The 18621-nt window shown below is 65.1% G+C and carries 18 protein-coding genes; 9 read left to right on the top strand and 9 right to left on the bottom strand.

The window, feature by feature from the left end:
- Nucleotides 1–33 precede the first annotated feature (33 nt).
- Entirely contained in the window at nt 34–471 is a 438-nt protein-coding gene (locus tag G0A00_RS07045; RefSeq protein ID WP_164180003.1) for an NUDIX domain-containing protein, read from the top strand.
- Nucleotides 472–497: 26 nt separating this feature from the next.
- Here the strand turns inward: G0A00_RS07045 and G0A00_RS07040 are convergent, their stop codons facing one another.
- The gene (locus tag G0A00_RS07040) at nt 498–806 is read right to left on the bottom strand and encodes a hypothetical protein (RefSeq protein ID WP_164180001.1); all 309 of its coding nucleotides are present in this window, start codon (nt 804–806) and stop codon (nt 498–500) included.
- A gap of 298 nt (nt 807–1104) precedes the next feature.
- On the opposite strand from G0A00_RS07040, the gene G0A00_RS07035 reads away from it, so the two are divergent.
- Nucleotides 1105–2001, top strand: a complete 897-nt coding sequence (locus tag G0A00_RS07035; protein WP_066103701.1) for an SPFH domain-containing protein — start codon at nt 1105–1107, stop codon at nt 1999–2001.
- A complete protein-coding gene (locus G0A00_RS07030; RefSeq protein WP_164179999.1) occupies nt 1998–2264 on the top strand; it encodes an NfeD family protein in 267 nt (88 codons plus the stop codon). Before G0A00_RS07035 ends, G0A00_RS07030 begins: the two co-directional genes overlap by 4 nt.
- Before the next feature lie 42 nt (nt 2265–2306).
- On the opposite strand, the gene trpS is transcribed toward G0A00_RS07030, so the two are convergent.
- From trpS to G0A00_RS07015, 3 genes are all read right to left on the bottom strand, one after another.
- Nucleotides 2307–3353 (bottom strand): tryptophan--tRNA ligase, encoded by a 1047-nt coding sequence (gene trpS, locus G0A00_RS07025; protein WP_164179997.1) that lies wholly within the window; start codon nt 3351–3353, stop codon nt 2307–2309.
- A 205-nt stretch (nt 3354–3558) separates the two neighbouring features.
- Complete coding sequence (gene pyrF, locus G0A00_RS07020; RefSeq protein ID WP_164179995.1) at nt 3559–4290, bottom strand: orotidine-5'-phosphate decarboxylase; 732 nt, start codon at nt 4288–4290, stop codon at nt 3559–3561.
- A 126-nt stretch (nt 4291–4416) separates the two neighbouring features.
- On the bottom strand, nt 4417–6615 hold the full coding sequence (locus G0A00_RS07015) for a transglycosylase domain-containing protein (protein WP_164179993.1): 2199 nt from the start codon (nt 6613–6615) through the stop codon (nt 4417–4419).
- Nucleotides 6616–6890: 275 nt separating this feature from the next.
- Here G0A00_RS07015 and G0A00_RS07010 point away from each other — a divergent pair, with 275 nt between their 5' ends.
- Entirely contained in the window at nt 6891–7229 is a 339-nt protein-coding gene (locus tag G0A00_RS07010; protein WP_066103691.1) for a P-II family nitrogen regulator, read from the top strand.
- Nucleotides 7230–7265: 36 nt separating this feature from the next.
- Entirely contained in the window at nt 7266–8603 is a 1338-nt protein-coding gene (locus tag G0A00_RS07005; protein ID WP_164179991.1) for an ammonium transporter, read from the top strand.
- A gap of 166 nt (nt 8604–8769) precedes the next feature.
- Here G0A00_RS07005 and G0A00_RS07000 read toward each other — a convergent pair whose 3' ends face one another.
- The 5 genes from G0A00_RS07000 to G0A00_RS06980 form a co-directional block, all read right to left on the bottom strand.
- The gene (locus G0A00_RS07000; protein ID WP_164179989.1) at nt 8770–10101 is read right to left on the bottom strand and encodes an FAD-binding oxidoreductase; all 1332 of its coding nucleotides are present in this window, start codon (nt 10099–10101) and stop codon (nt 8770–8772) included.
- 9 nt (nt 10102–10110) lie between these two features.
- Entirely contained in the window at nt 10111–10929 is an 819-nt protein-coding gene (locus G0A00_RS06995; protein ID WP_066103683.1) for an ABC transporter permease, read from the bottom strand.
- A 70-nt stretch (nt 10930–10999) separates the two neighbouring features.
- On the bottom strand, nt 11000–11890 hold the full coding sequence (locus G0A00_RS06990) for an ABC transporter permease subunit (protein WP_164179987.1): 891 nt from the start codon (nt 11888–11890) through the stop codon (nt 11000–11002).
- 3 nt (nt 11891–11893) lie between these two features.
- On the bottom strand, nt 11894–13015 hold the full coding sequence (locus G0A00_RS06985) for an ABC transporter ATP-binding protein (protein WP_164179985.1): 1122 nt from the start codon (nt 13013–13015) through the stop codon (nt 11894–11896).
- Between the two features lie 64 nt (nt 13016–13079).
- Nucleotides 13080–14165 carry a polyamine ABC transporter substrate-binding protein gene (locus tag G0A00_RS06980; protein ID WP_164179983.1) on the bottom strand — a complete coding sequence of 362 codons (1086 nt, stop codon included), beginning with the start codon at nt 14163–14165 and terminating at the stop codon, nt 13080–13082.
- 152 nt (nt 14166–14317) lie between these two features.
- Here G0A00_RS06980 and G0A00_RS06975 point away from each other — a divergent pair, with 152 nt between their 5' ends.
- From G0A00_RS06975 to G0A00_RS06960, 4 genes are all read left to right on the top strand, one after another.
- Nucleotides 14318–14971, top strand: coding sequence for a GntR family transcriptional regulator (locus G0A00_RS06975; RefSeq protein WP_164179981.1), 654 nt, complete (start codon nt 14318–14320; stop codon nt 14969–14971).
- 73 nt (nt 14972–15044) lie between these two features.
- Complete coding sequence (locus G0A00_RS06970; protein ID WP_164179979.1) at nt 15045–16445, top strand: aspartate aminotransferase family protein; 1401 nt, start codon at nt 15045–15047, stop codon at nt 16443–16445.
- A gap of 223 nt (nt 16446–16668) precedes the next feature.
- The gene (locus tag G0A00_RS06965; protein WP_066103671.1) at nt 16669–17253 is read left to right on the top strand and encodes an ANTAR domain-containing response regulator; all 585 of its coding nucleotides are present in this window, start codon (nt 16669–16671) and stop codon (nt 17251–17253) included.
- Nucleotides 17250–18425 carry a CmpA/NrtA family ABC transporter substrate-binding protein gene (locus G0A00_RS06960; protein WP_164179977.1) on the top strand — a complete coding sequence of 392 codons (1176 nt, stop codon included), beginning with the start codon at nt 17250–17252 and terminating at the stop codon, nt 18423–18425. Before G0A00_RS06965 ends, G0A00_RS06960 begins: the two co-directional genes overlap by 4 nt.
- Nucleotides 18426–18621: the final 196 nt, after the last annotated feature.

Here is an 18621-nt window from a genome sequence, read left to right as displayed (position 1 = left end):
ACCAGTACAGGATTTGCGAAAGGCGATTTTTTGATGAGCACCGAACCGGAGAAAGACCCCAGCAGAGACGACTTCAGGGGCGCCAAGCTGATCCTGTTTCTGGGCGACGACCTGCTGATCCTGCGCCGCGACCACACCGAGGGCATCCCTTGGCCCGGCTATCTCGATTTCCCCGGCGGCGCGCGCGAGCCCGGAGAGTCTCCCGCCGAATGCGCCCTGCGCGAGACCACCGAAGAGGTCGGCCTGACGCTGACGCCAGACTCGCTCACATGGGAGCATTTCCGCGACGGGCTGTGGTATTACGCCGCCCATCTGCCCGCCGAACGGATCGACAATGTCGTCTGGGGCGGCGAGGGCGAGGGCTGGGAAATGATGGCGGCCGAAGAATTCGCTGCCCGCGAGGATGCGATCCCGCATTTCCGCACGGTGCTGCGCGACTATCTGTCAATCCTGCAAAGCGCGGCGGGCTGAGGCCGCGCCAGCGCGGCGCAAGGCATTCAGGCCGCGCGGAACAGCGACAGCCAGCCGAGGCCCCGGCGTTCGGCAACAGCGGCACGGGTGCGCCGCACGCGCTCCGACGGCAGCGGCATGGTGCGCGCCTGCAGCGTGCCCTCTTGGTCGAGCGACGCAAGCGCGCGCGAGATCAGCACGCGCTCGGCGGCATCGGGCTGGGTGGTCACCGGGGCGGCAAAACTGCTGGCAACGCGCAGCCGACCCGCGTCGGTATGAAAGGTCACGAGGGCTTCGAACTGTCCTTCGGCGGCGTTGTAGCGCATTTCGCCGATCTGCGTGGTCATCTCGGTCATGGCTTGTCTCCTGATTGTGGGTAAAACGTCACAATTCGCCAGACAGTTCCATTCCGCCGATTTTGCGCTTTACACAGCCGCGTGAGGCGCGAACGCGACACCTCGAAATGCTTCGCCCAAAATCGCTTCCCGCCGCGTCAAGCTGCGGGCATAATTTCTCCAAGCCCCTTCTTCTCTTTAAAAATACGCCGGGGGTGAGGCGCGCATGCGCCGAGGGGGCAGCGCCCCCTGCCATGGGATGGGACCAAGCGCCAGCGCGCTTCTAGGGGATGGGAAAAGACACGATGGGGAAAAGACGATGACCGCGGAAGATGTGATACTCGACCTGCTCGGGGGCAACCTCGTGATCCTGCTGCTCGCGGGCTTCGTGATCCTGTGCATCGTGCTGGGCGTGCGGATCGTGCCGCAGTCCGAGAAACATGTGGTCGAACGCTTCGGGCGGCTGCGCGCGGTGCTCGGGCCGGGGATCAACTTCATCGTGCCGTTTCTGGATCGCATCGCCCATAAGGTCTCGATCCTCGAGCGGCAACTGCCCAACGCCAATCAGGATGCGATCACCGCCGACAACGTGCTGGTCGAGGTGGAAACCTCGGTGTTCTACCGCATCCTCGAGCCGGAAAAGACCGTCTACCGCATCCGCGACGTGGATGCCGCCATTGCCACGACGGTCGCGGGCATCGTTCGCGCCGAGATCGGCAAGATGGAGCTTGATGAGGTGCAGTCCAACCGGGCCGCGCTGATTTCCACCATCAAGGGCAACGTCGAGGACGCGGTGGACGACTGGGGCATCGAGGTCACCCGCGCCGAGATCCTCGACGTGAACCTCGACCAGCAGACCCGCGACGCCATGCTGCAGCAGCTCAACGCCGAGCGCGCCCGCCGCGCGCAGGTCACCGAGGCCGAGGGCCGCAAGCGCGCGGTCGAACTGGCCGCCGACGCCGACCTCTATGCCGCCGAGCAGACCGCCAAGGCCCGCCGTATCTCTGCCGATGCCGAGGCCTATGCGACGCAGGTGGTGGCCGAGGCGATTGCCCAGAACGGCCTCGAGGCGGCGCAATATCAGGTGGCGCTCAAACAGGTCGAGGCGCTGGTGGCGCTTGGACAGGGCGACGGCAAACAGACCATCGTGCTGCCCTCCAATGCGCTCGACGCTTTCGCCGACGCCTTCACCCTGCTCACCGGGCGCAAACCATGATCCAGCTGTGGTGGGTCTGGATGGCGGCGGCGGTGGTGCTGCTGGTGCTCGAGGTGGTGAGCCCGGCCTATGTGTTCCTCGGCTTCGCCATCGGCGCGGCGGTGGTTGGCGTTTTGCAGCTGCTCGGCCTCACCACCGGCTGGCCGATGCTGCTGCTGATCTGCGCCGTTGTCGCGCTGATCGCATGGGCGCTGCTGCGCCGCTTCATGGGCGTGCGCAAGGGCCAGACGAAAATCTGGACGCGCGACATCAACGAGGACTGAGGGAGAGCGCCGCGGCGCTCCCCCTTTCGGCACAGGCCTCTGTCACAACCGGAACAGCCCCAGCGCATCCATCACCTCGCGCTTGGTCGCCTCGGTGACCTCGCGGGCGGTCTGGGTGCCCTCGGCGATGATCCGATACACCTCTGCCGGGTCCGAGGCCGCCTCGGTGCGCCGCGCGCGGATCGGTGCAAGCAGCGCCTGCAGAATGTCCTCGAGCCGCCGTTTCAGCACCGCATCCCCAAGCCCGCCGCGCCTGTAATGCTCCTTGAGCGCGGCGATCTCGTCCTTCTCCTGGTCGAAGGCGTCGAGATAGGTGAACACCACATTGCCCTCGACCCGGCCCGGATCTTCGACGCGCAGGTGATCGGGGTCGGTGAACATCGCGCGCACCGCGCGGCTGATCTCATCCTCCGAGGCCGAGAGCGGGATCGCATTGCCGCCCGATTTGCTCATCTTGGCGCGCCCGTCGATGCCCGGAAGCCGCCCGGCCTCGGGGATCAGCGCCTGCGCTTCGGGCAGCACCATGCGGCCCGCCGCGCCGTTCACCCGCCGCACCACCTCGTTGCACTGTTCGATCAGCGGTGCCTGATCCTCGCCCACCGGCACGACGGTGGCCTTGAAGGCGGTGATGTCGGCGGCCTGCGCGGCGGGATAGCACAGGAAACCTGCCGGGATGTCGCGCCCGAAGCCGCGGGCGCGGATCTCGTCCTTGATCGTCGGGTTGCGCTCCAGCCGGGCGACGGTGACGAAGTTGAGATAGAGCATCGACAGCTCGGCCAGCGCGGGCAGATGGGACTGCAGGCAGATCGTGGTCTTGGCCGGGTCGATGCCCACCGCAAGGTAGTCGCAGGCCACCTCCAACACGTTGCGCCGCACCTTGCCGATATCATGGGCATTGTCGGTTAGCGCCTGCGTGTCGGCCAGCAGCAGGAACTGCCGGTGGCTGTCCTGCAGCGCCAGCCGGTTCTTCAGCGAGCCAGCATAATGCCCGATATGCAGCGGGCCGGTGGTGCGGTCCCCGGTGAGGATGACGGGTTTTGCCTTGGCGGGCGTTTCCGTCTCGGGGCGGGTCAGTGTGGTCTGGTCCATGTGGGTCTCCGTGTGGAACAGGAGGTCGCCGCATGGGTGTCTTGATGGGGTGTGTTACATCAAAAAGGCCGCCCGATGCGGCGGCCTGTTTGAAAAACATGAGATGTCCGGCCGCCTATGTCAGGCGGGCCACCAAAGGTTCGCAAGGGGCATCGGACGTGTCATGCAGACTGCCTAGCCCCGCGCGCGCCGCAGATCAAGCCTTTCAGGCTTTGTTCGGGCGCTGCGCCTGCGGCGATGCCAGTTCGGCGTTGATCGCCAGCGCGGCATCGCGCGGCGAGGGCGCGCGCCAGACCGGGCGGCCCACCACGATGTGGTCAACCCCGGCAGCCATGGCGCTGGCGGGCGTGGCGATGCGCTTCTGATCGTCGTCTGCGGCGCCTACGGGGCGCACGCCAGGGGTGACGATAAGGCGGCCCTCGGCCTCGGGCAGCGCGCGGATGCGGGCGGCTTCCATGGGCGAGGCGATGATGCCGTCGGCTCCGGCCTCGAAGGCCCGAGCGGCACGTTCCACCACCAGATCGGCCACATTGCCCTTCTGCATCAGCCCGTCATCCAGATCGGCGCGATCCAGCGAAGTCAGGATGGTCACCGCGAGGATCTTCAGGTTCGAGCCCGCCGCGCCTTCCTTGGCCGCGCGGACCACATGCGGATCGCCGTGAACCGTCAGGAAGTCGAGGTCGAACTGCGCGATGCCGCGCACCGCGTTCTCCACCGTCTGGCCGATGTCGAAGAACTTCATGTCGAGGAAGATGCGCTTGCCGTGCTCCTGCTTGAGCTCATTGGCCAGCGCCAGACCGCCGCCGGTGAGCATCCCGAGGCCGATCTTGTAGAAGGAAACGGCATCGCCGATCTCTTCGGCGATTTTCAAGCCCTCGAGGGCATTGGGCACGTCGAGGGCGACGATCAGGCGGTCATCGGACACGGCTGCGGACATGAGGGCGGCTCCTTTTGCGGGATTTCGCCTCTCATGTCCGCGCCGGGCGCTCAGGTCAAGCCCGCGCCAAAAGCCTTCGAAGGCTTTTGCAACTTCCTTCGAAGGAAGTTGCCGCCCGTGACGGGTTCAGCCGCCCCCCAGAAGATCGCGGATCACCTGCTGGATGATGTTGTCGCGGCGCTGGCGCTCGGGCTGGCGCTGCTGCACCTGCGGCTGCGCCGGTTCCGGTGCGGCGGGCGCAATGGCCGGAAGCGGTTTGGCCTCGGTGCCGTCGGTGACCCGCAACATTGTCTCTCTCCAGATCTCCGCCGGCAGGCCGCCGCCGGTGACGCCGGTCAGCGGCGAGTTGTCGTCATTGCCCATCCACACGCCGACCACATAGTCGGAGGTAAAACCGATGAACCACGCGTCGCGGGCATCGTTGGAGGTGCCGGTCTTGCCCGCAACCTCGCGGTCGGGCAGCTGTGCCCGCCGACCGGTGCCTTCGGAGACCACATGCTCCATCATCCACACCAGTTGGCCCGCCGCCTCGGGCTGGATCACCCGCTCGCGGATACCGCCGCCGGTGCCCATCAGCACCTCATCCTCGCCCTTCAGGCGCAGGTCGACGAGCCCGTAGGGCGTCACCGCCGAGCCACCGTTCAGAATGCCCGCATAGGCCCCGGACATTTCGAGCAGCGAGGCCTCGGAGGTGCCGAGCGCCATCGCCGGGCCGTCGTTCAGTTCGGATTTGATGCCGAAATCCGAGGCCACCTTATGCACCAGATCGCGGCCCACTGCCTCGGAGATCTTCACCGCCGGGATGTTCAGCGAATGCGCCAGAGCGGTCGTCAGCGTGACGCTGCCCTTATAGGTCTTCGAGTAGTTCTGCGGACACCATTGCCCCGAGCCCGGCACATTCATGCAGAAGGGCTCGTCGACCACCGTGTCATAAGGCGAATAGCCCAGTTCCAGCGCGGTGGCGTAGACGAAGGGCTTGAAGGCCGAGCCGGTCTGCCGCTTGGCCTGCGTGGCGCGGTTGAACACGCCCGACACGCCGGTCTTGCGCCCGCCGACCATGGCCCGCACCGCACCGTCCGAGGACATGACCACAATCGCCGCCTGCGCCTTCGAGCCTTCCTTGACCTTGCTCTCGTAGACCGAGTTCATCGCGTCTTCGGCGGCCTGCTGCAGCTTGGGATCAAGCGTGGTGCGGATCACCACGTCTTCCATCGTGTCGCGGGTGAAATACTCGGGGCCGGTCGACATCACCCAATCGGCAAAATAGCCACCGGTCTTGCGCTGCGCCTCTTCGGACAGGGTCGCGGGGCTGGCCTGCGCCGCTTTTTCCTCCGCATCGGAGAGATAGCCCTGATCTTCCATCAGCCGCAGTACGGTGGCCGCGCGCGCCTGCGAACGCTCGAGGTCGTTGGTCGGCGCCAGCGAGGAGGGCGCGGTCAGCAGACCCGCCAGCATCGCCGATTCCTGCGGGTTCAGCGTGGCGGCGTTCTTGCCGAAGTAGCGCTCTGCGGCGGCCTCGGCCCCATAGGCGCCGCCGCCCATATAGGCGCGGTTGAGGTAGATCGAGAGGATCTCGTCCTTGGTGTACTTCAGCTCCATCGCCATGGCGTAGAGCGCTTCCTTACCCTTGCGCAGCAGCGAGGACTCGCGGCAGTCGGCCACATAATCCGCCTCGGTCTTCCAGACCTCGGAGTCGTACTCCACACCAATACAGAGCAGTTTCGCGGTCTGCTGCGTGATGGTCGAGCCGCCGTGGCCCGACAGCGGCCCGCGCCCCTCGGCAAGGTTGATGCGGATGGCGCTGGCGACGCCGCGCGGCGAGACGCCGAAATGGTGGTAGAAGCGTTTGTCCTCGGTCGCGATCACCGCGTTCTTGAGGTGCTTGGAGACGCTGCTTGCCGTCACCGCGCCGCCGAACTGATCGCCGCGCCATGCAAAGATCGCGCCATTGCGGTCGATCAGCGTCACAGAGCCGCGCGCGCGCCCGTCCAGCAGATCGGTCACCGGCGGCAGTTTGGTGTAGAAAAAGCCCACCCCAAGCGCCAGCATCAGCGCGACGACAGCCGTCACGCGCCAGGTGATGCGCCAGAAGATGCGCAGGATCCACGAGAAGGTGCCAAGCACGAAAGCCACCAGAAAATTCCTCTTCTTCGCCGGTTTGCGGGCGGGCTTGCGCGCGGTTTTACGGGGCCCGGACGGGCCGCCACCGCCTGCACCGCCACCAGAGACCTTGCGGCCCTGCGGCTTTGTCGTGGATTTCTGGCTTGCCCTGGGATAGCGGCGGTCGGCCACCAAGCGGCCCTTGCCACGCCCTGAATCACTCATTTCGCTTTGCCCGGCCTGTCGTTTGTTTTGGCGGAGGATAACGGGTTTGCAGCCCGATGTTGACCGGGAAACGGTCACATATTTGTCTTTTTAAACGGGCCATTTTTTAATCAAATGCAGATCTTTTGCCCATTTTGTGATCTCCTTGGGAGCACGTCCGACCCATTGCAAGGGGCTTTCCCTTCCAATGGCGGGCGGGCAGCGGCTTTCTGCCCATGCACAAACGAGGAGAGGCGGAGTGTCCCGACATTCCGCAAGAACCGAAAGGGACCAAGGTGAAACTGATCATTGCAACGATCAAGCCGTTCAAGCTCGAGGAGGTGCGCGAGGCGCTCACCGCCATCGGCGTGCGCGGCATGATGGTCACGGAAATCAAAGGCTTCGGCTCGCAGTCCGGTCATACCGAAATCTATCGCGGCGCTGAATATGCGGTGAACTTCGTTCCGAAGATCAAACTCGAGATCGTGGTTGCCGGCTCCATGGCCGACCAGGTTGTCGAAACGATCACCAGCACCGCCCAGACCGGCAAGATCGGTGACGGCAAGATTTTCGTGCTCGACGTTCAGCAAGCCGTGCGCGTGCGGACCGGCGAGACCAACGCGGACGCTCTCTGAGCCGATCGCGGAACGATAGATAGGGACAAACAAGACATGAAACTTCTCAAGACGCTCGCTCCGGTCGCCGCGCTGATCGCGCTGCCGAGCCTGGGCCTTGCTCAGGACGAAGGTCCTGTGGCCGGGGTCAACGCCTCGACCGACTCGGTGTTCATCTTCAACTCGCTGCTGTTCCTCGTGGGCGGCTTCCTGGTGTTCTTCATGGCCGCGGGCTTTGCCATGCTCGAAGCCGGCCTGGTGCGCTCCAAGAACGTCACCATGCAGCTGATGAAGAACGTCACCCTCTTCTCGCTCGCTTCGATCTTCTACTACCTGATCGGCTACAACCTGATGTACCCGCTCGGCACCTGGTCGGTCGAAGGCGTGCTGTCGGGCGTCTGGGGCCCGGGCGTTCTTGAAGCCGTTGGCGTGACCGCCGACGCGGCTGACGATTACGGCTATGCCTCCACCGGTTCGGACTTCTTCTTCCAGCTGATGTTCTGCGCCGCCACCGCCTCGATCGTTTCGGGCGCACTGGCCGAGCGTATCAAGCTGTGGCCGTTCCTGATCTTCACCGTCATCCTGACCTCGATCATCTACCCGCTGCAGGCTTCCTGGAAGTGGGGCGGTGGTTTCCTCGACGCCGCTGGCTTCCTCGACTTCGCTGGTTCGACCGTCGTGCACTCCTGCGGTGGCTGGGCTGCTCTGGCTGGTGCCATCGTTCTTGGCCCGCGTATCGGTAAATACAAAGATGGCCGCGTGACCCCGTTCCCGGGCTCCAACCTGGCGCTCGCAACCCTCGGCACGTTCATCCTGTGGCTCGGCTGGTTCGGCTTCAACGGCGGCTCGCAGCTGGCAATGGGCACCGTGGGCGACGTGGCTGACGTCTCGCGCATCTTCGCCAACACCAACGCGGCAGCAGCCGGCGGTTCGGTCGCAGCGATGATCGTCACCCAGCTTCTCTACAAGAAGCCCGACCTCACCATGGTGCTGAACGGCGCGCTGGCCGGCCTCGTGTCGATCACCGCAGAGCCCCTCACCCCGACGCTGGGTTCGGCAACCATCATCGGCATGATCGGCGGCATCCTCGTGGTCTTCGCTGTGCCGTTCCTCGACAAGCTGAAGATCGACGACGTGGTCGGCGCCATCCCGGTGCACCTTGTCTGCGGCATCTGGGGCACCATCGCGGTTGCCTTCACCAACGGTGACGCATCCTTCGGCACCCAGATCTACGGCATCGTCGTGGTCGGCGTCTTCACCTTCGTGGTCTCGCTGGTCCTGTGGTTCATCCTCAAGATGATCTTCGGCATCCGCGTCTCGGAAGAAGACGAGATCAACGGTCTCGACATGGCCGAGCTCGGGATGGAAGCCTACCCCGAATTCTCCAAGGGCTGATTTTCTCCTTCCTTTCAGCTTTTGACCTACTGGCCCGGGCGTTCGCGCCCGGGTTTTTTGTTGCCGGATCGCGGCGCAGAGCGCGCAACGATTCACGGGAAACAAAAAAGGCGCGCCACTGGCACGCCCTTTTCGCGTTTGCGATGGCCTGTCTCGCAGGCCGGTGTCAGAGATCGAAGAGCGACGCGCCCATATAGGCTGGCGCCAGCAGCGCCCGGCGCAGGCCGCCCAGCGGGAAACGCTTGGGGCGGCTCTGCAACGCTGCGGGATAGCTGCCGCGCGGCGCTTTGCCCTGCACCAGATCGGCCAGCAGCACCCCCGCATGCGTGCCCATGGCCACGCCGTTACCGTGAAAGCCAAGCCCGGCATACAGCCCCGGCAGTTCCGGCACCGGCCCGACATAGGGCGTGAGATTGGCCATCAGGCACACCAGCCCGGCCCATTCATGGGTGATCTCGGCACCGCTCCACGCCGGGAACATCTCGATGAATTCGCGGCGGATCTTATTGCTGATGGCGCGTTGTGCGCGGTCCGTCGCGGTCAGCCCGCCGCGCATCCCGAAAAGGAAGCGGTTGTCGGGCATCAGGCGGAAGTAATGCAGCAGCTGGCGCGTGTCATAGGCCATCTGGCGCGAGGTCCAGCCGGCGGCCGCGCGCTGCATCTCGCTGAGCGGCTCGGTGACGATGACGCTGGATTGCACCGGCAGATAGCGCCCGCGCAGCCAATCCGGCACATCCTCGGAGGAATAGCCATTGGTGGCGAGGATCACACGGCTCGCGGTCAGCACCGCCTGCGGCGTGGTGAGATGCCAGCGCCCACCCTCCTGCCGTAAGGCGGTGACCGGCGTGTCGTCATGCAAAGCCGCCCCCGCCGCACTGGCGGCGTGGCCAAGTCCGGCGTGATACTTGCGCGGGTTGAGCGCGAAACCCAGCGGCACTTCGAGCGCACCATGGAAAGGCCCGGCAAGCCCCTCGCCTGCGAGCGCGTCCTGTGGGATCAGCCGCCCCTCAACGCCGTAAAGCCGCGGCAGCGTCTCGGCCTCGGCCTTCAGCGCGGCAAAGGCGCGCGGCGTATGCGCCAGCAGCGTCTCGCCTTGGGAATGCGTGTCGGCGTCGATGTCATGCTCGGCGATCAGCCCGGCGGCGGTGTCAATGGCCGCCTTTTCGGTGCGGCACCACTCTTTCAGCCCGTCCTCGCCATATCGTTTGCGCAGCAGGCCGTGCGGCGCCTTGGCCCCGCCGAGGCAGCAGAAGCCGCCATTGCGCCCCGACGCGCCATAGCCCGGGTGGCCCGCCTCCAGCACCGCGACATCCACGCCGTCCTGCGCCAGATGCAGCGCCGCCGCTAGCCCGGTGAAGCCGCCGCCGATCACCGCCACGTCCACATGGCGCGGCGCGGCGAGCGGAACCCATGCCCCGGCATCGACGCCTTGCACGGTGTCCGCCCAAAAACAGGCGCCCTGCGGCCCATAGGCCGCAGCTTCGTAGATGCGTTTCATGGGTCTTCCTCAGTCTGCCCGGATCGCCGCCTGCTCGTCGCGCCGCTGCGCCACAGCCGCGCGCTTTGACATGATCGACGCGGTGATCACCCCCAAGGTGACGATCCCGATCATCAGCGTCGACAGCGCGTTGATCTGCGGGCTGACGCCAAGACGCACCGCCGAGAAGATCTTGATCGGCAGCGTCGTGGCCGAGGGGCCGGTGGTGAAGCTGGCGATCACCAGATCGTCGAGCGAGAGGGTGAAGGCCAGCAACCAGCCCGAGATCACCGCAGGCGCGATGATCGGCAGGGTGACCAGCCGGAACGCCTCAAACGGCGAGCAGCCCAGATCCAGCGCCGCCTCTTCCAACGAGCGGTCGAAGGTGGTGAGCCGCGAGGAGACCACCACCGAGACGTAGCACATGGAAAAGGTCGTATGCGCCAGCACGATGGTGAACACGCCGCGGTCGAGGTTGATGCCGATGAACAGCAGCAGCAGCGACAGGCCGGTGATCACCTCGGGCATCACCAGCGGCGCGTAGATCATCCCCGAGAAGAGGGTCCGGCCATGGAAGCGCCCGGCGCGCACCAGCACATAGGCCGCCATGGTGCCGAGGATGGTGGCGAGGGTCGACGAGAAGACCGCCACTTTCACCGTCACCCATGCGGCATCGAGGAAGGCCTGATCGCGGAAAAGCTCGCCGTACCATTTGGTCGAGAAGCCCGCCCAGACGGTGACCAGACGGCTTTCGTTGAAGCTGTAGAAGACCAGCAGCACCATCGGCAGATAGAGGAAGGCGAAGCCCAGCGTCAGCGAGACCGTGTTGAACCAGCTGAAGCGTCTCATGCCCGGCCTCCGGCTTTGTGGCCGGCGGCGGTGCCGGTGCGTATTTGGAAAGAGAAGAAGGGGGCGGCGCTCATCCTTCGGCCTCCCGCTGCTTCTGCTCGTTGCGCTGGAAGAGCACGATGGGGATGATCAGGATCAGCAGCAGCACCACGGCCACCGCCGAGGCGACGGGCCAGTCGCGGTTGGAGAAGAACTCTTCCCACAGCACCTTGCCGATCATCAGCGTATCGGACCCGCCGAGCAGCGAGGGGATGACGAACTCGCCGATGGTGGGGATGAAGACGAGGAAGCAGCCCGCGATGATGCCGTTGCGCGAGAGCGGCCAAGTGACCAGCCAGAACGCTTCGAGCCGCGAGCAGCCGAGGTCTTCGGCGGCCTCGAGCAGCGCGCCGTCGAGCTTTTCCAGCGCCGAGTAGATCGGCAGGATCATGAACGGCAGATAGGTATAGACCACGCCGATGTAGACCGCGGTGGTGGTGTTCATGATCTGCAGCGGCGCGTCGATGACGCCGAGCCACATCAGCAGCTGATTGAGCACCCCTTCGTTCGAGAGGATCCCCATCCACGAGTAGACGCGGATCAGGAAGGACGTCCAGAACGGCAGGATCACCAGCATCAGCAGCGTCGGGCGCCATTCCTCGGGCGCGCGCGCCATGGCGTAGGCCACGGGGTAGCCGACGCAGAGCGTGAGCAGGGTCGAAACCCCGGCGATCTTCAGCGACGACAGATAGGCCTTCCAGTAGAGGTCATCGGTGGTCAGGAAGACGAAGTTCTCGAAATCGAGCTCGGAGAAGAAGGCTTTCACCCCCTCCCAGCCCGCGCCAAGATCGAGCTGCGGCATATAGGGCGGCCGGGCCAGCGCGATGTCCGAGAGCGAGATCTTCAGGACGATGATGAAGGGCACCAGAAACAGCGCCAGAAGCCACAGATAGGGGATCGCGATGAGGGCGAAGCGGCGCATGGCTTACTCCTCGAGCACGACACCGGCGGTGTCGGTGAAGCCGATCCAGACCTCGTCTTCCCAAGTGATCGGGCGGTTGGCGAGGCGGCGCGCATTGACCATCTGCGCCTTGATCATCTGACCGCCGGCAAGCTCGACGTGGTAGGTCGAGATATTGCCGAGATAGGCGATGTCGATCACCTTGCCGCGGAAGGTGTTCGGACGGTCGGGCTTTTCGACGTCGATGGTGACCTTCTCGGGGCGGATGGCGAAATGCACGCTTTGCCCGGCCTGCAGGCTTTTGGTGGGTGTGGCGAGGATCGGCGGCTGGCCCTCGGCCCATGCGATGCCGGTCTTGGCACCGGGCTGGGTGGCGCGGCCTTCGATGATGTTCACGTCGCCGATGAAGTCGGCCACATAGACCGAGTTCGGCGCCTCGTAGATCTGCGCGGGGGTGGCGACCTGCACCAGATTGCCCTCATCCATCACCGCGATGCGCGAAGCGACGGTCATCGCCTCTTCCTGATCGTGGGTGACGATGACGAAGGTGGTGCCGGTCTTTTCCTGAATGTCCATAAGCTCGAACTGGGTCTGCTCGCGCAGCTTACGGTCGAGCGCGCCGAGCGGCTCGTCGAGCAACAGCAGCTTGGGGGCCTTGGCGAGCGAGCGGGCAAGGGCAACGCGCTGGCGCTGGCCGCCGGAAATCTGATGGGGTTTGCGGCGGGCGAATTTGGTCAGCCGGGTCAGCCGCAGCATCTCTTCGACGCGATCGCCGATGAACGCCTTGTCCTTGCTTTCGCGTTTGAGGCCAAAGGCGATATTGTCCCAGATCGACAGATGCGGGAACAGCGCGTAGCTCTGGAACATCATGTTCACCGGGCGCTGGTTCGGCGGCACATGCCCGATGTCTTTGCCCGACAGGAAGATATGCCCCGAGGTCGCGGTCTCGAAGCCCGCCAGCATCCGCATCATCGTGGTCTTGCCGCAGCCCGAGGGCCCCAGCAGCGCGAAGAACTCGCGCTCGTAGATGTTCAGAGACAGATCATGGATCGCGGTGAAGTCGCCGAAGCTTTTGGTGACATTGCGAAACTCGATGATCGGCTTCTGCTCCGGGTCGGTCCAGGGAGCGAATGCGGTCTGCGCCATGCGGGAGGGTCCTGTCATGAATAATGGCCCGCCCCCGAAAGGGGACGGGCCGGTCGGTTCAGGCTCAGGAGCCCGACTTGATCTTGGTCCAGAGGCGGGTCACGACGCGCTGCACCTTGGGCTCGTAGGGCGTGGTGGTGAACAGGTTCTCAAGCGCCTCTTCCGAGGGGTAGATCGCCGGATCGCCGATCACGTCCTCGGCCAGAAACTCCTGCGAAGCCTTGTTGCCGTTGGCGTAGTAGACGTAGTTTGACGCCGCCGCCATGTTCTCGGGGTCCATGATGAAGTTCAGGAAGACATGCGCCGCGTCGGGGTTCGGCGCATCGACCGGAATGGCCATCTCGTCGAACCACATCTGCGCGCCTTCCTTGGGCGCGTTATAGGCCACTTCGACGCCGTTTTCGGCCTCGGCGGCGCGGTCACGCGCCTGCAGCACGTCACCCGACCAACCCACGGCCACGCAGATGTCGCCATTGGCCAGCGCGTTGATGTACTCGGAGGAGTGGAACTTGCTGATGTAGGGACGGATCGGCATGTAGACGTCTTCGGCCTTGGCGATCACGTCGGGATCGTGGCTGTCCGGATCCTCGCCGATGTACTGCAGCGCAGCCGGGATCATTTCGGACGGCGCGTCGAGGAAGTAGACGCCGCATTCCGCTAGCTTTTCCATGTTCTCGGGCTTGAACACGAGGTCCCAGCTGTCGATCGGGGCGTCCTCGCCGAGGATTTCCTTCACCTTGGGCACGTTCACGCCAATGCCGGTGGTGCCCCACATGTAGTTGATGGCGTATTCGTTGCCGGGGTCGTATTTCGCGGTGCGCTCCGAGATCACATCCCACATGTTGTCGATGTTCGGCAGCTTCGACTTGTCGAGCGCTTGGAACGCGCCTGCCGCGATCTGACGTTGCAGGAAAGTGCCGGTCGGCACCACCACGTCATAGCCTGAGCCGCCGGCGAGCATCTTGGTCTCCAGCACTTCGTTGCTGTCGAAGACGTCGTAGATCAGGTCGATCCCGGTCTCTTCCTCGAATTTCTCGAGCAGCGATTCGTCGATGTAGTCGGACCAGTTGTAGACGCGGACTTCTTCGGCATGGGCCGCGGCAGCAGCCAGCGCGAGACCCGCAGTGAAACTCAGCAGAGATGTCTTCATAATTCGCTCCCGTTGGATTTGGGGTCTTTTCCGCCCCATCTCCCGAATTTGATCAAACGTTGCCTCACTTGGCAACTGCTGGAATGTTTTCATGGGCGGATTAACCGTGCAAGATGGCGTCGCTGCGGAAATGATCAAATGAGGGGCACGTGATGAATGTGAGGGCAGAGGGCGCCGGACCGCCGGCACATGAACTGGTCTACCGGCAGCTGCGCGAGATGATTCTCTTTGGCGAACTGGCGCCCGGTCAGGCGGTGACGATCCAAGGACTGGTGGACCGGCTGGGCGCCGGGATGACCCCGGTGCGCGAGGCCCTGCGTCGCATGACCGCCGCTGGCGCGCTGGCCTTTCAGGGCAATCGCCGCATCGTTGTGCCGGTGCTCGACGCGGCCGCCGTGGAACAGCTGCTTATCGCCCGCGTCGCGCTGGAGCCCCAACTTGCAAGGCGTGCCGCCGCGCGCTGCACCCCAGAGGCGATCGAGGGCCTGCGCGGGACCGACGCGCGGCTCGATCTGGCCATCGCCCGCGGCGACGTGCGCGGCTACCTCGAAGAGAATCACCGCTTCCATGCCGAGATGAATGCGCTGGCCGAGGCACCGATCCTTACCGAGATGGTCGAGGGGCTGTGGCTGCGCTTTGGCCCGTCGCTGCGTGTGGTCTGCGGCATGTTCGGCACGCGCAATCTTCCAGACCTTCACAAAGACCTGCTGGACGCGCTGGAAAACCGCGATGCCGAGGCCGCAGCTGCCGCAATGGAAGGCGACGTGGTGCAGGGCATGACACAGATCCGCGAAGGACTGTCCTGATTCGATTGACGCCGAATAATTTGATCATATTATGGGCGGCAACTTTCCGTACAGCGCAGAGAGGTCTTTCCCCATGGCCCTGATCAACGTCAACACGCCCACCGAAGAGCTGCAGGCTCTGGACGCGGCGCACCATATGCACCCGTTCACCACCGGCTCCGACCTCGCCCGGAAGGGCGCGCGGGTGATCACCCGCGCCGAGGGCTGCTGGCTGACCGACAGCGAAGGCGAGCGCATCCTCGACGGCATGGCCGGTCTGTGGTGCGTCAACGCCGGCTATGGCCGCAAGGAACTGGCCGCCGTAGCCGCGCGCCAGATGGAAGAACTGCCGTATTACAACACCTTCTTCATGACGACCCACGTGCCGGTCATCCAGCTTTCGGCAAAGATCGCCGAGCTGGCACCGGGCGATCTGAACACCGTGTTCTATGCCTCCTCGGGCTCGGAGGCCAATGACACCAACCTGCGCCTCGTGCGCACCTACTGGGCCGAAAAGGGCCAGCCCGAGCGCGACGTGATCATCTCGCGCTGGAACGCCTATCACGGCTCGTCGGTGGGCTCGGGCTCGCTCGGCGGCATGAAGGGCATGCACATGCAGGGCGGTCTGCCGATCCCCGGCATCGAGCATATCGACCAGCCCAACTGGTGGGCCGAGGGCGGCGACATGACCCCCGAGGAGTTCGGCCTCGAACGCGCCCGCCAGCTGGAAGCGAAGATCGAAGAGATCGGCCCGCACCGCGTCGCCGCTTTCATCGCCGAGCCGATTCAGGGCGCTGGCGGCGTAATCATCCCGCCCGAGACCTACTGGCCGGAAATCACCCGCATCGTGAAGAAATACGGCATCCTGCTGATCGCCGACGAGGTGATCTGCGGCTTTGGGCGCACCGGCAACTGGTTCGGCTCGCAGACCATGGGCATCGAGCCCGACATCATGACCATCGCCAAGGGCCTGTCGTCGGGCTACCAGCCGATCGGCGGCTCGATCCTGTCGGACGAGGTGGCCAGCGTCATCGCCAAGACCGAGTTCAACCACGGCTACACCTACTCCGGCCACCCGGTGGCCAGCGCCGTGGCGCTGGAGAACCTGCGCATTCTCGAAGAGGAAAAGATCGTCGAGCAGGTGCGCGACGTCACCGGCCCCTATCTCAAGGCGAAGTTCGAGAGCCTGACCGAGCACCCGTTGGTCGGCGAGGCGAAGATCGCCGGCATGATGGGCTCGATCGCGCTGACCCCGGACAAGGCCGCTCGCGCGCCCTTCGCCGCCGAGGCCGGCACCGCCGGTTACATCACCCGCGAGCGTTGCTTCGCCAACAATCTGGTGATGCGCCATGTGGGCGACCGGATGATCATCTCGCCGCCGCTGGTGATCTCGAAAGAAGAGATCGATGTGCTGATCTCGCGCGCATGGAAGGCGCTGGACGAGGCGCATGCGGAGCTGAAGGCGCAGGGGCTGATGCAGGCTGGCACGCGCTGAACGGTGATAGAGGGGGCGCTGCCCCCTCGCCCGTGCCGGGCTCACCCCCGGCGTATTTTGAGAACAATGAAAGGCCGGGGCGCGGGGGCGTTCCGGCCTTTTCCTATGGGCTAGCGCGCGGCGGGCAGGGGCGCGCATAATTTTTGGGCTGATGCCCTATTTTTGAACCCCGCCGCGCAGGGCGCAGCTTTACAAGTGCCCGGACGCATGGCCGATAGAGGATATGTCCAGCCAGCTTTCTATCGCCATTGTCGAGACCGACCGCGAGCGCGCCCTGCTGATCGAGCAGAGCCTGCGCGACGCCGGTGAGTTCGAGATTCACACCGTGTCGGAGATCACCGGGCTCGCCCGGCGCATCCAGACGCTGAACCCCGATGTCGTGCTGATCGATCTCGAAAGTCCCTCGCGCGACACGCTCGAGGAACTGGCGCTGGCCTCGGGTCCGCTGGAGCGGCCGGTGGCGATGTTCGTCGACCGCTCGGGCGACGGGCTGACGGATGCGGCGATCGAGGCGGGGGTGTCGGCCTATGTGGTCGACGGGCTGAAGGCGCAGCGGGTGAAGCCGGTGCTGGATGCGGCCATCGCGCGTTTTCGCATGTTCCAGCGCATGCGCACCGAACTGGCCGAGACCAAGCGGGCGCTGGAAGAGCGCAAGGTGATCGACCGCGCCAAGGGCATGCTGATGAAGGCGCGCGGCGTCGGCGAAGACGAGGCTTATGCTCTGCTGCGCAAGGCGGCGATGGATCAGGGACGGCGCGTCGCCGATGTGGCGCAGGCGCTGGTGACGGCGGCGGGGCTACTGGGATGAAGACCACCACACTTTCTGTCGGGTTCATCCCGCTCACCGATTCCGCGCCGCTGATCATCGCGCAGGAAATGGGCTATGCCGCCGAGGAGGGCATCGCGCTCGACCTCAAGCGCGCGCCCTCTTGGTCGAGCCTGCGCGACATGCTCAGCTTTGGGCGGGTGGATGCAGCGCATATGCTCTCGCCCGTCCCGGTGGCGGCGGCGCTGGGGCTGGGCGGTGCGGGTACGGCGCTTTCGGCGGTGTCGGTGCTGTCGGTCAATGGCAATGTCATCGGCGTAAGCAACGCGCTGGCGGAAAAAATGCGCGCGCAGGGGCACGATTTCGGCTTCGACGACGCCAGCGCCGCAGGCAAGGCGCTGATCGCCGCCACCGACGAGACGCTGCGCATCGGCGTGCCCTTCCCCTTCTCGATGCATGCGGAACTGCTGTATTACTGGCTGTCGGCCCTTGGCCTGTCGGTGCCCGAGGCGTTGCAGGTGCGCACGGTGCCGCCGCCGCTGATGGCCGACGCCATGGAAGCCGGAGAGATCGACGCCTTCTGCGTCGGCGAGCCATGGGGCAGCATCGCGGTGGAAAACGGCGTCGGCACGCTGTTGCTGCCCGGCGCCGCGATCTGGTCTTTCGCGCCGGAGAAGGTTCTGGCGGTGCGCGCCGACTGGGCCGAGACCGAACAGTCGCTGCTGGGCCGCCTGATCCGCGCCACGTGGCGCGCCGGGCGCTGGCTGGCCGAGCCCGACTCGCGCTCGCTGGCCGCCGAAATCCTCAGCCGCCCGCAGTATCTCGGTGTGCCCGCAGAGGTGCTCGACCGGGCGCTGACCGGGCGCATGGTGATCTCGGCGCAGGGCGAGGAACGCGAGGTGCCCCGGATGCTGGAGTTCCACGCCGGTGCCGCGAGCTTCCCTTGGCGCAGTCAGGCCGAATGGATCGGGCGGCAGCTCGCCGCGCGCACCGGGCTCGACCCAGAGGCTGCCGGACAGGCCGCGCGCGCCACCTTCCGCTCTGATCTGCACCGCGCCGCGCTCGAAGGCACAAACGCCGATCTGCCCGGCGCGTCGTCGAAACTGGAGGGCTCCCTCGCCTCAGCGATTCCCGTCGCCTCGGAGGCGGGACGGCTGTTCCTCGGGCCCGATCAGTTTTTCGATGGCCGGATTTTTGAGCCACGCGACAGCTGAAGCCAAATTTTTGCGCAAGCCGGTGAGGCTGAGGCGCGTATCGGGCGAAATCGCGCCCTTCCTTGCGAATTTTCTTTGATCGGACGCTGTCGCTAGGGCAAACAATCTTTCGTGGTCAGGCAATGGCGCCCGACCTAAAGAATTCTCCCAACGCCTGGGATCCATGAGCAAAGCCGCTCGACCTCTGTGACGACCG

It is taken from the genome of Salipiger sp. PrR002, from assembly GCF_010500775.1.
In the GTDB taxonomy this organism is placed as follows: domain Bacteria; phylum Pseudomonadota; class Alphaproteobacteria; order Rhodobacterales; family Rhodobacteraceae; genus Salipiger.
The sequence above is the reverse complement of the archived record's forward strand: the minus strand, read 5'-3'. Positions and strand labels throughout refer to the sequence as shown.

Bases quoted from the DNA above. Each gene is read 5' to 3' on its own strand.
- G0A00_RS07045 (WP_164180003.1), top strand. From the start codon at position 34: ATGAGCACCGAACCGGAGAAAGACCCCAGCAGAGACGACTTCAGGGGC.
- G0A00_RS07040 (WP_164180001.1), bottom strand. From the start codon at position 806: ATGACCGAGATGACCACGCAGATCGGCGAAATGCGCTACAACGCCGCC.
- G0A00_RS07035 (WP_066103701.1), top strand. From the start codon at position 1,105: ATGACCGCGGAAGATGTGATACTCGACCTGCTCGGGGGCAACCTCGTG.
- G0A00_RS07030 (WP_164179999.1), top strand. From the start codon at position 1,998: ATGATCCAGCTGTGGTGGGTCTGGATGGCGGCGGCGGTGGTGCTGCTG.
- trpS (WP_164179997.1), bottom strand. From the start codon at position 3,353: ATGGACCAGACCACACTGACCCGCCCCGAGACGGAAACGCCCGCCAAG.
- pyrF (WP_164179995.1), bottom strand. From the start codon at position 4,290: ATGTCCGCAGCCGTGTCCGATGACCGCCTGATCGTCGCCCTCGACGTG.
- G0A00_RS07015 (WP_164179993.1), bottom strand. From the start codon at position 6,615: ATGAGTGATTCAGGGCGTGGCAAGGGCCGCTTGGTGGCCGACCGCCGC.
- G0A00_RS07005 (WP_164179991.1), top strand. From the start codon at position 7,266: ATGAAACTTCTCAAGACGCTCGCTCCGGTCGCCGCGCTGATCGCGCTG.
- G0A00_RS07000 (WP_164179989.1), bottom strand. From the start codon at position 10,101: ATGAAACGCATCTACGAAGCTGCGGCCTATGGGCCGCAGGGCGCCTGT.
- G0A00_RS06995 (WP_066103683.1), bottom strand. From the start codon at position 10,929: ATGAGACGCTTCAGCTGGTTCAACACGGTCTCGCTGACGCTGGGCTTC.
- G0A00_RS06990 (WP_164179987.1), bottom strand. From the start codon at position 11,890: ATGCGCCGCTTCGCCCTCATCGCGATCCCCTATCTGTGGCTTCTGGCG.
- G0A00_RS06985 (WP_164179985.1), bottom strand. From the start codon at position 13,015: ATGGCGCAGACCGCATTCGCTCCCTGGACCGACCCGGAGCAGAAGCCG.
- G0A00_RS06980 (WP_164179983.1), bottom strand. From the start codon at position 14,165: ATGAAGACATCTCTGCTGAGTTTCACTGCGGGTCTCGCGCTGGCTGCT.
- G0A00_RS06975 (WP_164179981.1), top strand. From the start codon at position 14,318: ATGAATGTGAGGGCAGAGGGCGCCGGACCGCCGGCACATGAACTGGTC.
- G0A00_RS06970 (WP_164179979.1), top strand. From the start codon at position 15,045: ATGGCCCTGATCAACGTCAACACGCCCACCGAAGAGCTGCAGGCTCTG.
- G0A00_RS06965 (WP_066103671.1), top strand. From the start codon at position 16,669: ATGTCCAGCCAGCTTTCTATCGCCATTGTCGAGACCGACCGCGAGCGC.
- G0A00_RS06960 (WP_164179977.1), top strand. From the start codon at position 17,250: ATGAAGACCACCACACTTTCTGTCGGGTTCATCCCGCTCACCGATTCC.